The organism is Dyadobacter jiangsuensis (genome assembly GCF_003014695.1).
In the GTDB taxonomy this organism is placed as follows: domain Bacteria; phylum Bacteroidota; class Bacteroidia; order Cytophagales; family Spirosomataceae; genus Dyadobacter; species Dyadobacter jiangsuensis.
In genome coordinates, this window is sequence record NZ_PYAS01000002.1 from 499,456 (window position 1) to 515,610 (window position 16,155).

The 16,155-nt window shown below is 49.0% G+C and carries 18 protein-coding genes; 7 read left to right on the forward strand and 11 right to left on the reverse strand.

All coding sequences use genetic code 11. From position 1 onward, the window contains the following. The first annotated feature begins 29 nt into the window (after positions 1–29). The 3 genes from CLV60_RS05415 (at position 30) to CLV60_RS05425 (ending at position 3,581) form a co-directional block, all read left to right on the forward strand. Entirely contained in the window at positions 30–770 is a 741-nt protein-coding gene (locus CLV60_RS05415; protein WP_106594339.1) for a proteasome-type protease, read from the forward strand. A 181-nt stretch (positions 771–951) separates the two neighbouring features. Next, a complete protein-coding gene (gene glmM / locus CLV60_RS05420; protein WP_106594340.1) occupies positions 952–2,355 on the forward strand; it encodes a phosphoglucosamine mutase in 1,404 nt (467 codons plus the stop codon). A gap of 77 nt (positions 2,356–2,432) precedes the next feature. Beyond that, positions 2,433–3,581, forward strand: coding sequence for a cysteine desulfurase family protein (locus tag CLV60_RS05425; RefSeq protein ID WP_106594341.1), 1,149 nt, complete (start codon positions 2,433–2,435; stop codon positions 3,579–3,581). A 42-nt stretch (positions 3,582–3,623) separates the two neighbouring features. On the opposite strand, the gene hemH is transcribed toward CLV60_RS05425, so the two are convergent. From hemH to CLV60_RS05480, 11 genes are all read right to left on the reverse strand, one after another. Then, the gene (gene hemH, locus CLV60_RS05430) at positions 3,624–4,697 is read right to left on the reverse strand and encodes a ferrochelatase (protein WP_106594342.1); all 1,074 of its coding nucleotides are present in this window, start codon (positions 4,695–4,697) and stop codon (positions 3,624–3,626) included. A gap of 78 nt (positions 4,698–4,775) precedes the next feature. Further along, the gene (locus CLV60_RS05435) at positions 4,776–5,723 is read right to left on the reverse strand and encodes an N-acetylornithine carbamoyltransferase (protein WP_106594343.1); all 948 of its coding nucleotides are present in this window, start codon (positions 5,721–5,723) and stop codon (positions 4,776–4,778) included. Between the two features lie 70 nt (positions 5,724–5,793). Continuing rightward, a complete protein-coding gene (locus CLV60_RS05440) occupies positions 5,794–6,930 on the reverse strand; it encodes an aspartate aminotransferase family protein (protein WP_106594344.1) in 1,137 nt (378 codons plus the stop codon). Between the two features lie 14 nt (positions 6,931–6,944). Beyond that, positions 6,945–7,331 carry a type II toxin-antitoxin system VapC family toxin gene (locus CLV60_RS05445; RefSeq protein ID WP_106594345.1) on the reverse strand — a complete coding sequence of 129 codons (387 nt, stop codon included), beginning with the start codon at positions 7,329–7,331 and terminating at the stop codon, positions 6,945–6,947. Next, positions 7,310–7,537 (reverse strand): hypothetical protein, encoded by a 228-nt coding sequence (locus tag CLV60_RS05450; protein WP_106594346.1) that lies wholly within the window; start codon positions 7,535–7,537, stop codon positions 7,310–7,312. Before CLV60_RS05450 ends, CLV60_RS05445 begins: the two co-directional genes overlap by 22 nt. Before the next feature lie 51 nt (positions 7,538–7,588). Continuing rightward, a complete protein-coding gene (argC, locus tag CLV60_RS05455; RefSeq protein WP_106594347.1) occupies positions 7,589–8,572 on the reverse strand; it encodes an N-acetyl-gamma-glutamyl-phosphate reductase in 984 nt (327 codons plus the stop codon). Between the two features lie 6 nt (positions 8,573–8,578). Next, a complete protein-coding gene (locus CLV60_RS05460) occupies positions 8,579–8,782 on the reverse strand; it encodes a DUF2281 domain-containing protein (protein WP_106594348.1) in 204 nt (67 codons plus the stop codon). Positions 8,783–8,790: 8 nt separating this feature from the next. Next, positions 8,791–9,993 (reverse strand): argininosuccinate synthase, encoded by a 1,203-nt coding sequence (argG, locus tag CLV60_RS05465; RefSeq protein WP_106594349.1) that lies wholly within the window; start codon positions 9,991–9,993, stop codon positions 8,791–8,793. Positions 9,994–10,040: 47 nt separating this feature from the next. After that, on the reverse strand, positions 10,041–10,445 hold the full coding sequence (locus CLV60_RS05470; protein WP_106594350.1) for a helix-turn-helix domain-containing protein: 405 nt from the start codon (positions 10,443–10,445) through the stop codon (positions 10,041–10,043). A gap of 13 nt (positions 10,446–10,458) precedes the next feature. After that, complete coding sequence (locus CLV60_RS05475; RefSeq protein WP_106594351.1) at positions 10,459–10,755, reverse strand: type II toxin-antitoxin system HigB family toxin; 297 nt, start codon at positions 10,753–10,755, stop codon at positions 10,459–10,461. 167 nt (positions 10,756–10,922) lie between these two features. Continuing rightward, positions 10,923–11,654 carry a GNAT family N-acetyltransferase gene (locus tag CLV60_RS05480; protein ID WP_106594352.1) on the reverse strand — a complete coding sequence of 244 codons (732 nt, stop codon included), beginning with the start codon at positions 11,652–11,654 and terminating at the stop codon, positions 10,923–10,925. A gap of 384 nt (positions 11,655–12,038) precedes the next feature. Between CLV60_RS05480 and aat the strand changes: the two genes are divergently transcribed. The 4 genes from aat to CLV60_RS05500 all read left to right on the forward strand — a co-directional run bounded on the left by aat (position 12,039) and on the right by CLV60_RS05500 (position 16,131). Then, on the forward strand, positions 12,039–12,647 hold the full coding sequence (aat, locus tag CLV60_RS05485; RefSeq protein WP_106594353.1) for a leucyl/phenylalanyl-tRNA--protein transferase: 609 nt from the start codon (positions 12,039–12,041) through the stop codon (positions 12,645–12,647). Positions 12,648–12,773: 126 nt separating this feature from the next. Continuing rightward, positions 12,774–13,805 carry a glutamate 5-kinase gene (gene proB, locus CLV60_RS05490; RefSeq protein WP_106594501.1) on the forward strand — a complete coding sequence of 344 codons (1,032 nt, stop codon included), beginning with the start codon at positions 12,774–12,776 and terminating at the stop codon, positions 13,803–13,805. Continuing rightward, entirely contained in the window at positions 13,805–15,055 is a 1,251-nt protein-coding gene (locus CLV60_RS05495; protein ID WP_106594354.1) for a glutamate-5-semialdehyde dehydrogenase, read from the forward strand. The genes proB and CLV60_RS05495 overlap by 1 nt, the downstream gene beginning before the upstream one ends. After that, positions 15,049–16,131, forward strand: a complete 1,083-nt coding sequence (locus tag CLV60_RS05500) for a M20 family metallo-hydrolase (RefSeq protein WP_106594355.1) — start codon at positions 15,049–15,051, stop codon at positions 16,129–16,131. Before CLV60_RS05495 ends, CLV60_RS05500 begins: the two co-directional genes overlap by 7 nt. Positions 16,132–16,155: the final 24 nt, after the last annotated feature.

Genomic DNA, 16,155 nt, shown 5'->3' on the forward strand with positions numbered 1-16,155 from the left:
GCGACTCTATCATTTTGAGCCGCTAAGACATGACATATTGCCTGGGTATCAAAGTCGCTTCGGGCCTGGTGGCCATAGCCGACACGCGCCTTACATCCGGAACCGAAGTTTCGACGAACAAGAAAGTTTCTGTTTACCAATCTGATAAGCATTCTATTTTTGTGATGACCTCGGGTCTGAGGTCGGTGCGGGACAAGGCCATTACCTATTTCAAGGAAGTCCTGGAAGAGCGGGACACTTCATTCGACAAGCTTTACAAGGCTGTCAATGCATTGGGGCAGCAAGTGCGGCGGGTGGCCGACGAGGACCGTTATGCGCTGAACAATGCGGGACTGGTATTCAACCTGTTTGCGATAGTAGGCGGGCAGCTCGAACACGATTCCGAACACAAGCTTTTTCTGTTGTATCCCGAAGGCAACTGGGTGGAAGTGGGCGACGGCTCACCGTTTATCATCATCGGTAACTCGGGTTACGGGAAGCCGCTGCTTTACCGGAGCCTCAAATTCGATTCGTCGATGCAGGATGCTTTGAAGATCGGCTTCTTGTCGTTTGATTCTACCAGGGTGAGCTCCAATGACGTGGATTACCCGATAGATGTCGTCATGTATGAAAAGGACTCTTTCCAGCTCGTGGAGCACCGTTTTGAGAAGGACGACCTCGACTACGTGGGCAAGCAGTGGAGCGCGCTGCTCAGCAATTCCGTACAAAAATTGTCGTTGGAATGGATGGACCCGGTATTCGGCAAAATGGGAGAAACTACAAAGGCATAACCGCTTGTTTTGACCTGAAAACGTATATAATGGCTGGTTTTCCGCGGAATCATTTATAGCGTGAACAAAAGGAATATAAGAGTCCAGAAACTCAATTGTAGTTTTTTGTTTGTAGAAAAATCTAATTGCGGAGAGGGAATTTAGTATTTTTGCAACCAAACATAAAGAGGAATTCTAGATCGTGACGTTAATTAAATCTATCTCAGGAATCAGGGGAATAGTGGGAGGAAAATCGGGTGAGGCGCTGACTCCGATTGATGTTGTTAAGTTTGCTGCTGCATACGGGACATGGGTGAGGCGTACAAATCCACAGAATCTGAAGGTGGTAATCGGCAGGGATGCAAGGCTTTCCGGTGAAATGGTAAGCCGCCTGGTAGCCGGTACTTTGCAGGGTGTAGGGCTGAATGTGCTCGACCTTGGCCTGTCCACTACTCCGACTGTCGAGATAGCCGTAAAAGCGGAAGGCGCGGCGGGAGGTATCATCCTTACAGCAAGCCACAACCCGATCCAGTGGAACGCCCTTAAGCTGCTCAACAACGAAGGAGAATTCATTTCGGAAGCCGAAGGCGCCGAAGTGCTGCGCATTGCCGACGAGGAAGATTTCCTTTTCCCGGATGTAAAAAAACTGGGGAGCTACGCCTCGGACAATACCTACCTCCAAAAGCATATCGACCACGTTTTGTCGCTGGCGCTTGTGGATGTGGAGGCGATTAAAAATGCGAATTTCAAGATCGTCGTCGATGCGGTGAACTCGACCGGGGGCATAGCGGTACCGCTTTTGCTCGAAGCATTGGGCGTTGATTCCAAGAATGTTAAAAAACTGAACTGCGACCCGACGGGTAATTTCGCGCACAACCCCGAGCCGCTGCCGGAGCATTTGCACGATATCAGCAAGGAACTCAATAATGGCTCTTACCACCTCGGTATCGTTGTCGATCCGGATGTGGACAGGCTTGCACTCATGTGCGAGGACGGTACTCCGTTCGGAGAAGAATATACATTGGTTGCCGTCGCGGACTATGTTTTGAAAAACACACCCGGCAATACGGTTTCCAACCTTTCATCTACTGCCGCATTGCGCGACGTTACCGTGAAAGCTGGAGGCCAATATTTCGCATCGGCGGTAGGTGAGGTAAATGTGGTGAATGCGATGAAAGCCAACAATGCGGTGATCGGTGGAGAAGGCAACGGAGGGGTCATTTACCCTGAAAGCCACTATGGCCGTGATGCATTAGTAGGCATTGCATTGTTTCTGACGCATTTGGCCAAATCGGGCAAGAAGGCTTCGGTTTTGAGAAGATCGTATCCGAACTATTATATTTCGAAGAACAAGATCGAGCTTACACCGGAAATCAACGTCGATAACATCCTCGACCGCATCCAGACACGCTATTCGAAGCAGCCCGTGAACACGATCGACGGTGTCCGCATCGAATTCGATCGCGAATGGGTGCATTTGCGCCGGTCGAATACGGAGCCGATCATCCGCATTTACTCGGAATCGGAGACGCTGACTACCGCTACCAGTCTTGCCAATAAAATCATTTCCGATATCAAGGAAATTATTTCGGAACCGAAGAAATAATAAAGCTGTTGCTAAGCTAATTTGGGTCACTTGTTGTCTGAACTGACAATGAGTGATCTTTCTAATTTTATATCCCAATGAAAGTCTATCTGGACAATGCGGCTACGACGCAGCTGGACCCCGAGGTCCTGGAAGCCATGCTGCCGCTGATGACCGAGCAATTCGGCAATCCCTCTTCCATACATTCCTACGGTCGCGCCGTACGTTCGTCCATCGAGCGGGCCAGAAAGAATATCGCAGCAATTCTGAATGCGGCGCCTGCCGAGATATTTTTCACATCGGGCGGCACCGAAGCTGATAATACTGCCATCCGTTCGAGCATCGAGACATTCGGCCTGCAACACGCCATTACCTCACGCATCGAGCACCACGCGGTGTTGCATACCCTGGAACATCTCAAAAAGCTGGGCGCTATCGAGCTGAGTTTTGTGAATTTGAATGCAAAAGGGGAGGTCGATCTGGAACATCTGGAAGCATTGCTGGCCTCAAAGCCGCGTTCATTGGTGTCCTTAATGCATGGTAACAACGAAATCGGTAACCTGCTCGACCTGGAAGCCGCAGGTGATATTTGCGAGAAGTACGACGCTATTTTTCATTGCGACACCGTGCAGACCATGGGCCATTACCGCCACGATCTGCAAAAACTGAAAACGAATTTCATCGTCGGTGCGGCGCATAAGTTCAATGGCCCGAAAGGCATCGGGTTCCTGTACGTTCGTCCGGGCATAAAAATCAATCCTTTCGTACACGGGGGGGCGCAGGAGCGTAACATGCGCGGGGGTACTGAGAATATTTACGGGATCGTAGGTCTGGCAAAAGCATTGGAAATCGCCTACCGCGATATGGATGCGCACCGTACCCACATTGAAGGTCTGAAAAGCCGTATGATCGGCAAATTGAAGGACGGTATTGAAGGTGTGGCTTTCAATGGTAATTCAGCCGATTTGAGCAAAAGCCTTTACACAGTTCTGAATGTTAGCCTGCCGCCTTCGGACATCAGCGATATGCTGCTGTTCAACCTCGATATCGCAGGAATCGCCGTTTCCGGCGGCAGCGCGTGTTCGAGCGGGACCGACATTGGCTCACACGTTTTGAATGAGCTCAGAATCGATGAAAACCGTGCTAACGTGCGTTTCTCATTCGGGAAGTACAATACGGAGGCCGAAATCGATTATGCAGCTGAGACGCTGATCGGCCTTTACAAGAAGGAAAGTGTGAGCCTTTAACAAAAGCATTAACCTATAAAAAGCCAAAACCCGGCCCCTGAATCAGGCGGCCGGGTTTTTAATAATATCTTCAAGGCATTCCACCCAAATATCGCTGTCGTTGAGACTTTCGACGAGCTGCCAGTGCTGGCCGCCTTCTTTCTCGAACATTTCTTTATATTCTTCTCCTACTTCAATCGTCGTTTCCAGACAATCGGCTACGAATGCCGGGGAGAATGCTAAGGCGCTTTTCACGCCTTTTTTGGTCAACTCAGGGATTACCTCGTCGGTGTACGGCTTGATCCACGGGTTTTTGCCTAACCTCGACTGGAAGCAAGTAGTGTATTTGCCTTCCGGAATGCCTAAACCTTTCACGAGCAAACGGGTTGTTTCGAAGCATTGGGCACGGTAGCAATGCTGGTTACGGTGGTCGAGCTTATCGCAGCAGCTGCCGAACTGGCAAAAATGGCCGGTAACATCGCCTTTGGTGATCTGCCGCTCGGGCAAGCCGTGGTAGCTGAACACGAAATGGTCGTAATCGTGCTGCGCCATGTATTTTTTGCCCAAATCCACAAAACCCTGAATGAACTTCGGATGTTCGAGGAAGCGGTTTACAAAACGGATCTCCGGTAATACTTCCCAGTCTTTCACGACACGCATTACTTCCTTATATACCGAACCGGTAGAAGCCGAAGCATACTGCGGGAAGAATGGCACGACGATGATTTCGGTGAGGCATTCCTTACGCAATGCAGTAAGCGCCTTCTCAATACTCGGGTTCTGGTAACGCATCGCCAGCTCAACGACGTACTCTTCACCCAGCACCTTTTGCAGCTTATCCTTTACCGAGTAACCATAAGTTTTCAGCGGAGAGCCGTCGGGCCGCCAAAGTTGCTTGTAAACCTTTGCCGACTTGGGCGCGCGGAAGGGCGCTATGATAAGGTTGATCAGGAACCAGCGGTTCAGGTACGGAATGTCGATCACGCGCTCGTCCATCAGGAACTGGCGGAGGTATTTGCGTACGTCAGGTACGGACGGGCTATCCGGCGTGCCGAGGTTCACGATCAGTACGCCTGTTTTGCGGACTTCGTTCAGCGTGGTAGTATCGAAGGGTTGAGCCAATGTGGTTGTACTCATTTCATTAACAGTTTCATGATGAGGAGCCGTCGGCGTGCCGACAGCTCCCTTTGTATTTCAGTCTTGCAAAAATAAGTATTACAATCCTAACAAGACTTCTTTCAATGCCGCCTGCGCCGACCACTCACGGTTGGCAGCCTGCTCGATCACCAGCGAACGCGGGCCGTCGAGTACTTCGTCGGCTACTTTCATATTACGGCGCACGGGCAGACAGTGCATGAATTTGCCATTGTCGGTCAATGCCATTTTGGCTTCTGTGATCATCCAGGAAGGATCTGTATTGAGAACCTTTCCGTAGCTGTCATAGGACGACCAGTTTTTGCCATAAACAAAATCTGCGCCTTCCAATGCCTTATCCTGGTCGTAAATCACCTGGCCTCTGCCTACAAAGTCGGGAGAAAGGTCGTAGCCTTCCGGGTGCGTGATCACGAGGTCCACGTCCATCGGGTTCATCCATTCGCAAAACGAGTTGGCTACTGCTTGCGGCAATGCCTTGAAATGCGGTAACCAGGTAAGCACCACCTTCGGGCGTTTTTTGAGCTTGAATTCTTCGATCGTAATGCAGTCGGCCAGCGATTGCAGCGGGTGCCGCGTCGCCGATTCGAGGTTTACGATCGGTGCATTCGCATATTTTTTGAATTGCTGGAAGACGATTTCGGAGTAGTCCTTTTCGCGATCCTGTAACCCTGCGAACGAGCGGATACCAATGATATCGCAATAGCTGCCGATAACAGCCGCCGCCTCTTTCACATGCTCCGCCTTGTCACCATTCATGATCACACCTTCTTCCATTTCCAGTCCCCAACCATCCTGGCCGACATTCATCGTAATCACGTTCAAGCCAAGGTTCTGGGCAGCTTTCTGGGTGCTGATCCTCGTCCTTAAACTCGAATTGAAAAACAACAGGCCTATGGTTTTGTTTTTCCCAAGCCCCTGGTCTGCGAACGGATCCTTTTTGGCTGCGATACCGCTGCTAATGAGCTGGGGGAGGTCGGTGACGTCTTTAATGGAAAGAAAGTGTTTCATTCAGGTTAAAATTTCGGAGATAGGTGTTCCTATTCTCAACTAGGACAAGGATGGTATTAGTTCAAAAAAATCAAACAGCCGCGACAGATACTTCTTTTTTCAGTGCTTCCAGGAACAGATCTGCCTCCGCTTTGCCCAATGCGAGCGATGGCAGCAGGCGGATCGTATTTGCACCGGCAACGCCTGTGAACATTTTGTGTTCAAACAAAAGCTTATTGCGCAGGTCCTTTACCGGGAAATCGTACTCGATCCCGATCATCAGCCCGCGACCTCTCAATTCTTTATAGCCGCCAATCGCCTTAATGCCCTCGAACAGGTATTCACCGATCTGAGCCGCATTGGCAATCAGGTTTTCTTCTTTCATGATGTCGAGCACCGCCACTCCAGCCGCGCAAGCCAGGTGGTTACCGCCGAATGTCGTTCCCAGCAAACCATAGCTTGCCTTGAACTTCGGAGAGATCAATATTCCGCCGATCGGGAAGCCATTGCCCATTCCTTTCGCCATCGACATAATGTCGGGCGTAATGCCGCTGAACTGGTGCGAGAAGAACTTGCCCGTCCGTCCGTAGCCGCATTGTACGCTGTCGAGGATCAGGATCGCGCCGGTTTCGTCGCATTTGCGTCTGAGTGTTTGTAAAAACTCATCGGTACACACATTAATACCGCCTACACCCTGAATGCCTTCCACGATCACCGCGCAAACTTCGTCGGTAATGCCTTCTTCGGCCGCAGCGGCATCGTTGAATGGCAGGAAAGTAACGTGCTCCTTGTAGTTCACAGGCGCGACGATCGACGGGTTATCCGTAGCTGCCACGGCACCGGCCGTACGGCCATGGAATGATTTTGTGAAAGAAATCACCTTCGTTCTCCCGTTGTGGAACGAGGCCAGTTTCAATGCATTCTCGTTCGCTTCCGCGCCGGAGTTGCAGAGGAATAATTTGTAGTCAGGATAACCCGAAAGCTCGCCCAACTTCTCTGCTAACTCTTCCTGAATGGAGATTTTGACAGAATTGGAATAAAAGCTGATCGCATTCAGTTGCTTCGTCAGCTTATCCACATAATAGGGATGGCAATGCCCGACCGAAATCACCGCATGGCCGCCGTAAAGGTCGAGGTACTTGGTGCCGTTCTGGTCCCAGAGGTAGCTACCTTCGGCTTTCACCGGTTCTATATCGTAAATGGGGTAGACGTCAAAAAGGTGTGACATTTTTTTGTGGTTTATCAGGCTAATTCCAAAGCTTCGATTCTTTGAAAATGATCCTTGTTCAGTGTTTTGATTGGTAATTGAAAAATGATTGCTGTGGCAGCAATGAATATGTCGCGAAATTCTATCATCAGGTTCCGCCTTCGGAGACTGTGATATATTTCAGCTGCTTTCACCGATACTTCCTCGTCGAAAGGTAGCACAGACACTCCTTCAAGAAGAATCTCAACATCCTTCTTCTTTTGATCATTGGTTGCTCCCATCATCAATTCATAAACTGTTACAGCCGAAACAAAAAGCGACGCGTCGTTCGGTAATGACGCCAGGATTGTTTTTGACTTTTCCGGTTTCCGTAAGTATTCTATGAATATCCCGGTATCAATTACCAATCCTGTACTCTCCATTCATTCAAATGTTTTGAGTTCTGTTCGAGCGCCCTGATATCTTCCTCAGTCCAAGTAGAAACTTTGGTGATTTTATCTTTCCAATCAGTCAAATTTCCCGTCGACTGCTTAGTTCTTTGTTTGAGCAGGAGCAAATTGGCAAAGGCAACGAGTTGCTTTTGCTGCGTTTCGCTCAACTGATTATATGTTTGAATCAAATCGTTCATAGCTGTCGTATCATTTACAATCCAAACTCAAACAACTCTCAACTACATCATTTAAAACGCCGGCGCCTTCAATCGCAATCCTGCATCTTCCGGCAAGCCGAACAGCAGGTTCATATTCTGCACCGCCTGGCCCGACGCACCTTTGGTCAGGTTGTCGATAATACTTGTGATCAGCAGTTGGCCGTCGTGCACTTCCAGGTGAACGAAGCATTTGTTGGTATTCACGATTTGCTTCAGATCAATCGGCGTATCGCTTACGTGCGTGAATGGGTGCGACGCGTAAAAGTCCTTGTAGATGGCTTTTGCTTCTTCCAGAGTCCCTTCGTAGCGCGTGTACACATTCGCGATGATGCCGCGTGTGTAATCGCCGCGGTAAGGCACGAAGTTTACCGGCTTATCAAAATCCGCCTGCAACTTGCCGAAAGTCATTTTGATCTCCGTCAAATGTTGGTGCGAGAATGCCTTGTAAATCGACATGTTGTTGTTCCGCCACGTGAAATGCGTGGTAGCGCTCAATGCCTGGCCGGCACCCGTGCTACCCGTCACTGCGCTTACGTGGATGTCGTCTTTGATCAAACCTGCATTAGCGAGCGGTAGGACAGCCAGTTCGATGCTGGTTGCAAAACAGCCGGGGTTCGCGATTTTGGTCGCGCCCTTGATCTGCTCACGTTGCAGCTCGGGCAGGCCGTATACAAAACCATTCGATTCGTTCCGGAAATCCGTGCTGAGGTCGATCACTTTCACTGTTTCCGGCAGTTGGTATTCGCCCAGAAACTTCTTCGACTCGCCGTGACCGGAGCAGAGGAAAATTGCGTTCAAGCCTTCCTGATTCAGCAGAGGCTGAATATCGTCGCCGGAGAATACCAGCTCAGTGTCCCCGAGCAAATCGGTATGCGTCGCATACACCGGCTTGCCTGCCTGGCTTTTGCTATGCGCGAATGCGATGGTGACATTCGGGTGGTTTATCAGGATTCGCAGCAATTCTCCGCCGGTGTATCCTGCTGCGCCTATAATGCCTATATTAATGTTACTCATAGTGATTCAATTTCGAATTGCCGTTATTTCAAAATCATCGGAAAAACAGGCAATGCCGTTCCACCATTCCAGCAATCCGTCTTTTAGCTCGGACTGCTGTTTTCTTTTTTCCAAAATAGCTTCCAGATAGTCATAAAGCTCCTGAAGAACATCGGCAGGTAATCCCTGGACCTTCCTTTGGATTTGGCTTTGGAGTTCTATTTTGGTCATATTTTCAATTACTGATTTACCGAATCACTAACCTTTCCATAAATCATCACCTGGTTCGAAGCTACTTTCGAGAAGCCGCGTACATCGTCGCCGGTCCAGGCGTTGTTCATTTCGCCGTAGCTGCCGAATTTCGATGACATCAGGTCGTATGGCGACTCGATACCTTCTACATGGAAGCGATGCGGTGCCAGGTACACATGCACTTTACCCGTCACGTGTGATTGCGTGTCGCCCAGGAATGTTTCGATGTTACGCATGACCGGCTCTACAAACTGCCCTTTATGCAGCAAGCTGCCGTACCAGTTGGCGAGCTGTTCTTTCCAATACAATTGTTGCTCTGTCAAAACATGCTTTTCAAGCGTATGGTGCGCTTTGATGATGATCAGCGGAGCAGCAGCTTCGAAACCTACGCGACCTTTGATACCGATAATGGTGTCACCCACGTGAATATCACGACCGATTCCAAATGGCTGCGCGATTTCTGCCAGCTTTTGAATCGCGGTTACTGAGTTTTCAAATATTTCTCCGGCAACGCCTTTCAATTCACCATTAACAAACTCCAATGTAATGCGCTCGGGCTCAGTTTTGGTGATTTGCGTAGGCCATGCTGATTCGGGCAGATACTGATCGGAAGTCAATGTTTCCTTGCCACCTACCGATGTTCCCCAGAGACCTTTGTTGATGCTGTAAGCAGCTTTGGTCCAGTCGCGGGAAACGCCTTTCGCAGTCAAATATTCAATCTCGGCTTCGCGGGAAAGTTTCAGGTCGCGGATCGGTGTGATGATTTCTGCATCCGGAACGATGATACGGAATGCCATATCGAAACGCACCTGGTCGTTACCCGCGCCGGTGCTTCCGTGCGCGATCGCGCTCGCACCGATTTCTTTCGCATATTCAGCCACTGCAACGGCTTGGAAAATACGTTCAGCACTTACAGAAAGAGGGTAAGTGTTGTTTTTGAGAATGTTACCAAAGATGAGGTATTTGATACAATCATTGTAATACTCTTTGGTTTTGGAAATTGTAGCATGTTGCTTCACGCCCAAAGCATAGGCATTCGCTTCGATTGTTTTCAGCTCTTCGTCCGAAAAACCACCGGTGTCCACCAAGACCGAGTATACTTCATAACCTCTGTCTTCGGCTAAATATTTTACACAAAAGGAGGTATCAAGTCCCCCGCTAAACGCTAATACTACTTTGGGCTGTGACATTATATTAATGGTATGGATACTGATTCTAAAACTGATTTTTATATAATTTAACTCGCGGCAAGGAGCGTTTCCGCCGGAATGCCAAGGTTCTTGCTGATCTCCCGGATCATCTTAATGGTCAGGTTCCGCTTTTTATTCAATACTTCCGAAACCCGGTTTTCCCCTCCGAAATAAGGAGCGACATCCTTCCTGCTCAAATGCAATTGTTCCATTCGTTCCTTAATCGCCTCGATAGGGTCGGGTTTTGGTATTGGATGGTGTTTTTTCTCGTAATCGATGGCCAGTACAGTAATTGCTTCCAGAATATCGAGTGCCCTTTTGCGCTCAGCTTCATCTTCGAGCAGATCCGCGTCCACCAGTGCATTAATCACCTTGCCGGCTTCCTCGAAGTCGGCCTGAGTGGTGATCGGCTTGATGGTGATCTCATTTAAATTGATTGCTAATGCGCTCATTATCTGCGATCTGCTAGATGTTCTTAATGTCTTCTATTTTGTCGTAATCCTTGTGGGTTCCGATGAACCGTACAAATACCAACTGTCTTTCGTACTCAAATTTAGCGACGAGCCGGTATTTGTTATGTGTTACGTTGAACACGATCCTGCCATTTCCAACGGTGTCAGCGTTTTTAAAAAAGCTGATTACTTCGTTGGGGTTTTGGAACCTGTTTTTCTCAACTGCGTCGTACCAGAATTCCAGTGCTGGCCGGGCGTCCGGTTGCTGATCCCAAAATGCTCGTAGTGTGCCTCGCGTGAAAATTCTCATACTGGCTGCAAAAGTACGCAAGTTTGGGGGAATCATGTTCCCAAACCGGGAAAAGCTGCTGGCCGCGTGCTTGTTGACAGTAACAAAAATACCCCGCTTCGGACCTTTTCGGTTGCCGGGCGGGGTATTAAAAATGAGATACTAAAATCTATCAAGTGTGCGATACATTAGTGTACCAGCACGGCCCCGGCGTTTTTCTTTTTGGCACGTTCTTCCCTTCGCAGCAAAATGCGTTGCTTGATGCGCATCCAGCGTTCATAAAGGCTTGATTCCTTCAAGAAATCCCAGGTATGGCTTTCTGTTGCCGTTTCGCCTCCATTCGTAGGCGTCGCGGCAGGTTTCTTATCTTCCGGATCGTACATCATACCCGTGCAAAGACAGTGTTTTCTGTTGGTCCGGGTGAGTACGTCGTAATTCACACAGCTCGCGCAGCCTTTCCAGAATGCGTCGTCTGCGGGCAATTCGCTGAACGTTACTGGCTCGTAGCCCAAATCCGAGTTGATTTTCATCACCGGAAGGCTCGTAGTGATACCGATAATTTTGGCATCAGGATATTTTTGACGCGACAGTTCGAAAGCTTTCATTTTAATAGCTTTCGCCATGCCGCTGTTGCGGAAATCAGGATGTACGATCAACCCTGAATTCGCCACGAATTTTCCATGCTCCCAGGTTTCGATGTAACAAAACCCTACCCATTCTCCTGTATCTGTTGTAGCAATGATGGCTTTTCCTTCCACCATTTTCTCCATAATATACACAGGGGAACGTTTGGCTATACCGGTACCACGCTTTTTGGCGCTCTCCTCCATTTCCGCGCAGATTTGTTCGGCGTAATGGAGATGATTTTCATTGGCAGTCTGTACGATAAACTTACTGCCCACTACTTCGGTATTTTTCATTGATGACTATGCTGACAAAATGTTCAAGACAATAATTAACTAACCCAGAGAAAAACGATGGGACGTCTAGAAATTGTAAGAAAGTTGCGGGTATTAGATATTTACCACGTAGGTAAAAGGAGATTATACGGTCCGTGGGGACCTGAATCGGAAAGGCGTAGTATGCAGAACTGTATGTATGCCGTTGTGATTCATTGACTTGCTTGTGCGTCTAAGAGGCTGCAAATTTTCAAAAAAAAAATCTTACAGCAAAGAAACAGAAGATATATTTTTATGGTTCGTTTTGCATTATTAAAGTTTTAAGACCGAATTTGCAGGCACGCCCGTTTTCGTGCAATTCACACTTCGATCAGCAATATTATTACCCTAAATTCAGTGGCTTTCATGTCTGCAATCAGTACCGACGACCTCCTGAACGGCTATATCAATGGTATTTTTCCAATGGCCGAGGCGGACGGTACTATTTACTGGTACTCGCCCAATCCCCGGGCGGTAATTCCCATTGATACTTACAAGCCGTCAAAATCACTTCGGCCGGTGCTCAACAAAAAGCATTTCGAGATCCGGATCGATACCGATTTCGAGGGTGTCATGCGCGGGTGTGCGCTTCCACGAGCGAGCGAGCCCGGGACATGGATTTCCGAGGAAATCATCGCTTCCTATACTGCGTTGCACGAGATTGGCTATGCGCACAGTGTAGAAGCCTGGCGCGAAGACCGGCTGGTAGGAGGGTTGTACGGCGTTTCTATCAATGGGGTGTTTTTTGGGGAATCGATGTTTACGATCGAGAGTAACGCATCGAAAGTGGCGTTCCACTACTTGATCCAGCTTTTAAAACTGAACCGCTTCGCATTGCTGGACACCCAATTTATCAATGACAATGTGCTCCGTTACGGCGCCATCGAAATCCCTCGGGATGAATACCTCGATCAGCTCCACAAAGCATTAAAACTCAGAAGGCAGTTCAATGGGGCGGTTTTAAGCGAATTATAATGTGCCAAATGCTCCGTCGGTTCTGGTAAGGCATCCGTTTTCGTTTGAAAAGCAGTATTTTTGCGCCCAGATTGATTACCGGGCATCGGCAGCAGTTGTAACGATGCCGCTTATTTGAATACCAAAGTGTCAAAACCTATTCTCGTCATAAAGTTCGGGACGGCCTCTATCACGCTTCCTTCGGGTGAACCTGATGTCAGGATCATCTCGGAAATAGCCCGGCAGGTTTCGGAAATCCATTCACAGTACCGCATTATCATTGTATCGTCGGGTGCGGTGGGTGCAGGTAAGGCTTATGTTAATGATTACAAGGGTACAATGACCCAGCGAAAGGCAGCCGCGTCGGTTGGTAACCCGTTACTGGTTGGCTTGTATGCGTCCTATTTCGCCCCGAATAAAATTTACATTGCCCAGAGCCTTTGCGAGCGGCAGCATTTCGCGAACCGCAATAAATTCCTGCAACTCAAAGAGACTTTCGAAGAACTTTGGTCGAATGGCATTATCCCGATCGTCAATGAAAACGACGTAGTAAGCGACCGCGAGCTGAAATTTTCGGATAACGACGAGCTGGCGACGTTACTGGCTGTTGGATTTGGGGCCGAATCCCTGATGTTCTGCACGTCGGTTGGAGGCTTGCTCGACGAGGAGGGCAAAATCCTTCGGAACGTATCGAATGTGAACGAGGTTTTTAAGTTTGTCAGGACCGATAAATCGTTCCTCGGACTCGGCGGAATGGCATCTAAACTGACTTTCGCCAAGCTGGCATCCAGAATGGCGATCCGGGTGGTGATTTTTGGAATGAACCAGCCGAACGAGTTGCTCAATGCATTGAAGGGTGAAGCGGGAACGTTGATAACACCTGGAAAAAGCACGCTGTCGGCACGTAACCGCTGGCTGGGTAGCGGCGGCCTGGTATCCGGCACATTACGTGTAGATGAAGGGGCGTCGAAAGCATTATTGAAGCGAAAAAGCTTGCTCGCAGTAGGCGTCACCGAAGTGACGGGCGATTTTGAAGCAGGCGAGATCATCGAAATATATTCTTCGGAGGATGAAATGATTGCGGTCGCACGGGCACGTGAGACGTCGTCGGCGATCCGCACGAACCTGAAAACAGTGAATTTTGAAGTGGCGCATGCCAATGATATAGTTTTGTTATAATGGAATCGATAGTACCTCAATTAAAGGAAGCGCGGGAGGCATCAGCTGCCGTTCGCCGGCTGACAGACAGGCAAAGGGCTGATCTGCTGATCAATCTTTCGGCCAGAGTACTGGCCAATGCCGAAAACATCATCGCCGAAAACCGGAAAGATCTGGATTTGATGGATGATGCCGACCCGAAAAAGGACCGCCTGCTCCTGAACCAGAAGCGGATCAACGAACTAGCGCAAAGCCTGATTGAGGTAGCCGAGCTCCCGGATCCGACGGGAGAAGTTTTTGTAGAGAAGACTATTCAGCAAGGGCTTTCCCTGAAAAAAATCGCCGTGCCGCTGGGTGTGGTGGGTGTTATTTACGAATCGCGCCCAAATGTGACGATCGACGTGGCTTCCCTGTGCCTGCGCTCCGCGAATGCATGCGTGCTCAAAGGCGGTAAGGAAGCGCAGCATTCCAATAATTACCTGGTGAGCCTTATTCATGAGTCACTGGCGGAGTTTGGTGTGCCTGCGGCGGCTGTGACTTTGCTGCCGACCGGTCGCGAGTTTGTGGGTGAGTTGCTGACGGCCATTCAGTATGTAGATATTATCATTCCGCGTGGTTCTGAGGGGCTGATCAAATTCGTGCGTCAGAATTCACTGGTACCTACGATTGAAACCGGTGCAGGTGTTTGCCATACTTATGTTGAAAAGACCGGTGACCTCGATAAAGGTGCCCAAATTGTAGTGAATGCGAAGGTTTCGAAACCTGCGGCTTGCAATGCATTAGATACTGTTCTGGTGGATCGGGCGGTAGCAGGTGAGTTTTTACCAAAACTCCGCGAAGATTTTATCAAATGGAACGTGGAGGTATTTGCCGACGAGGAATCTTATGATATTCTCCAAAAAGCAGATTATCCCTACTTGCAACATGCCACCGAAGATGATTTCGGGAAAGAATTCCTGGATTTCAAATGCTCGGTGAAAGTCGTGGATGGTTTGGATGATGCTTTGAAGCAGATCGAAAACTATTCGTCGAGACATTCGGAGGCTATTATTTCTACGAATGAAGAAGCCATCGAAACCTTCCTGAAAGAGGTAGATGCGGCTTCGGTTTATGCTAATGCTTCTACCCGCTTTACAGACGGCGGCGTATTCGCATTAGGTGCTGAAATCGGTATTTCGACCCAAAAATTGCACGCCAGGGGGCCATTTGCATTGGAAAAACTGGTGACTGAAAAATGGATTGTTAAAGGTGACGGACAGGTAAGATGGTAAATACTTTGGAAAACATTCAAACGCTCTCCAAGGAGGCTATCGAGCTGTTAAAAAATCTCATCGAAACGCCCTCGTTCAGCAAAGAGGAAGAGCATACAGCCAAACTTCTCGCGGATTTTTTCGAGAAAAAGAATATCCCGTTTCATACTAAAAAGAACAACCTCTGGGCTTACAACAAGCATTTCGATCCGAGCAAGCCTACGATGCTGCTCAACTCGCACCATGATACGGTGAAGCCCAACAAATCCTGGACGCTGGATCCGTTCAAAGCGATTGAGCAGGATGGAAAGTTGTATGGTTTGGGGAGCAATGACGCCGGCGGTTGCCTGGTTTCGCTCATCGCCACTTTCTGTTATTTCTACGAAAGAAAGGATCTGACCTACAACGTTGCGATTGCTACCACAGCTGAGGAGGAGATTTCCGGTAAAGAAGGGCTCGAAATAGTGGCGCCCGAACTCCCGGAAATTGCATTTGCCATTGTAGGCGAGCCTACTGAAATGCATTTGGCCGTGGCTGAAAAAGGCTTGCTGGTGTTGGATTGCACCGCGAAGGGTATATCCGGTCATGCAGCGCGTGAGGAAGGCGACAATGCGATTTACAAAGCATTGAAGGACATCCAATGGATCACGGAATACAAGTTTCCAAAAGTTTCACCCACGCTCGGCCCGATCAAAATGTCGGTGACGATCATTAACGCGGGCACGCAGCATAACGTGGTACCCGATGCGTGTACCTTCACCATCGACGTGCGGGTGACGGAGCAATATACTTTGGAAGAGGTTATATCTGAAATTAAAGCCAACATTCAATCCGAAGTCGTTCCGCGTTCGATTCGTTTGCGGCCTTCGAGCATTCCGATGGAACATCCGATTGTTATGGAAGGTTTGAAACTGGGCCGCACTGCTTACGGCTCGCCTACCACTTCTGATCAGGCATTGCTCGACTGCCCGTCGTTGAAAATGGGCCCGGGGCATTCCGCACGCTCGCATAGCGCGGATGAGTTTATTTACCTGCATGAAATAGAGGAAGGCATCGCGCAGTATATTAAAATGGTGGAGGGCGTGGTAACCCGATAATTTGCTATACTTGCCAAAGCGAAC

What these genes read in the sequence shown, in the direction of transcription:
- CLV60_RS05415 (WP_106594339.1), top strand. Translation starts at nt 30, where the DNA reads ATGACATATTGCCTGGGTATCAAAGTCGCTTCGGGCCTGGTGGCCATA.
- CLV60_RS05425 (WP_106594341.1), top strand. Translation starts at nt 2,433, where the DNA reads ATGAAAGTCTATCTGGACAATGCGGCTACGACGCAGCTGGACCCCGAG.
- hemH (WP_106594342.1), bottom strand. Translation starts at nt 4,697, where the DNA reads ATGAGTACAACCACATTGGCTCAACCCTTCGATACTACCACGCTGAAC.
- CLV60_RS05435 (WP_106594343.1), bottom strand. Translation starts at nt 5,723, where the DNA reads ATGAAACACTTTCTTTCCATTAAAGACGTCACCGACCTCCCCCAGCTC.
- CLV60_RS05440 (WP_106594344.1), bottom strand. Translation starts at nt 6,930, where the DNA reads ATGTCACACCTTTTTGACGTCTACCCCATTTACGATATAGAACCGGTG.
- CLV60_RS05445 (WP_106594345.1), bottom strand. Translation starts at nt 7,331, where the DNA reads ATGGAGAGTACAGGATTGGTAATTGATACCGGGATATTCATAGAATAC.
- CLV60_RS05450 (WP_106594346.1), bottom strand. Translation starts at nt 7,537, where the DNA reads ATGAACGATTTGATTCAAACATATAATCAGTTGAGCGAAACGCAGCAA.
- argC (WP_106594347.1), bottom strand. Translation starts at nt 8,572, where the DNA reads ATGAGTAACATTAATATAGGCATTATAGGCGCAGCAGGATACACCGGC.
- CLV60_RS05460 (WP_106594348.1), bottom strand. Translation starts at nt 8,782, where the DNA reads ATGACCAAAATAGAACTCCAAAGCCAAATCCAAAGGAAGGTCCAGGGA.
- argG (WP_106594349.1), bottom strand. Translation starts at nt 9,993, where the DNA reads ATGTCACAGCCCAAAGTAGTATTAGCGTTTAGCGGGGGACTTGATACC.
- CLV60_RS05470 (WP_106594350.1), bottom strand. Translation starts at nt 10,445, where the DNA reads ATGAGCGCATTAGCAATCAATTTAAATGAGATCACCATCAAGCCGATC.
- CLV60_RS05475 (WP_106594351.1), bottom strand. Translation starts at nt 10,755, where the DNA reads ATGAGAATTTTCACGCGAGGCACACTACGAGCATTTTGGGATCAGCAA.
- CLV60_RS05480 (WP_106594352.1), bottom strand. Translation starts at nt 11,654, where the DNA reads ATGAAAAATACCGAAGTAGTGGGCAGTAAGTTTATCGTACAGACTGCC.
- aat (WP_106594353.1), top strand. Translation starts at nt 12,039, where the DNA reads ATGTCTGCAATCAGTACCGACGACCTCCTGAACGGCTATATCAATGGT.
- CLV60_RS05495 (WP_106594354.1), top strand. Translation starts at nt 13,805, where the DNA reads ATGGAATCGATAGTACCTCAATTAAAGGAAGCGCGGGAGGCATCAGCT.
- CLV60_RS05500 (WP_106594355.1), top strand. Translation starts at nt 15,049, where the DNA reads ATGGTAAATACTTTGGAAAACATTCAAACGCTCTCCAAGGAGGCTATC.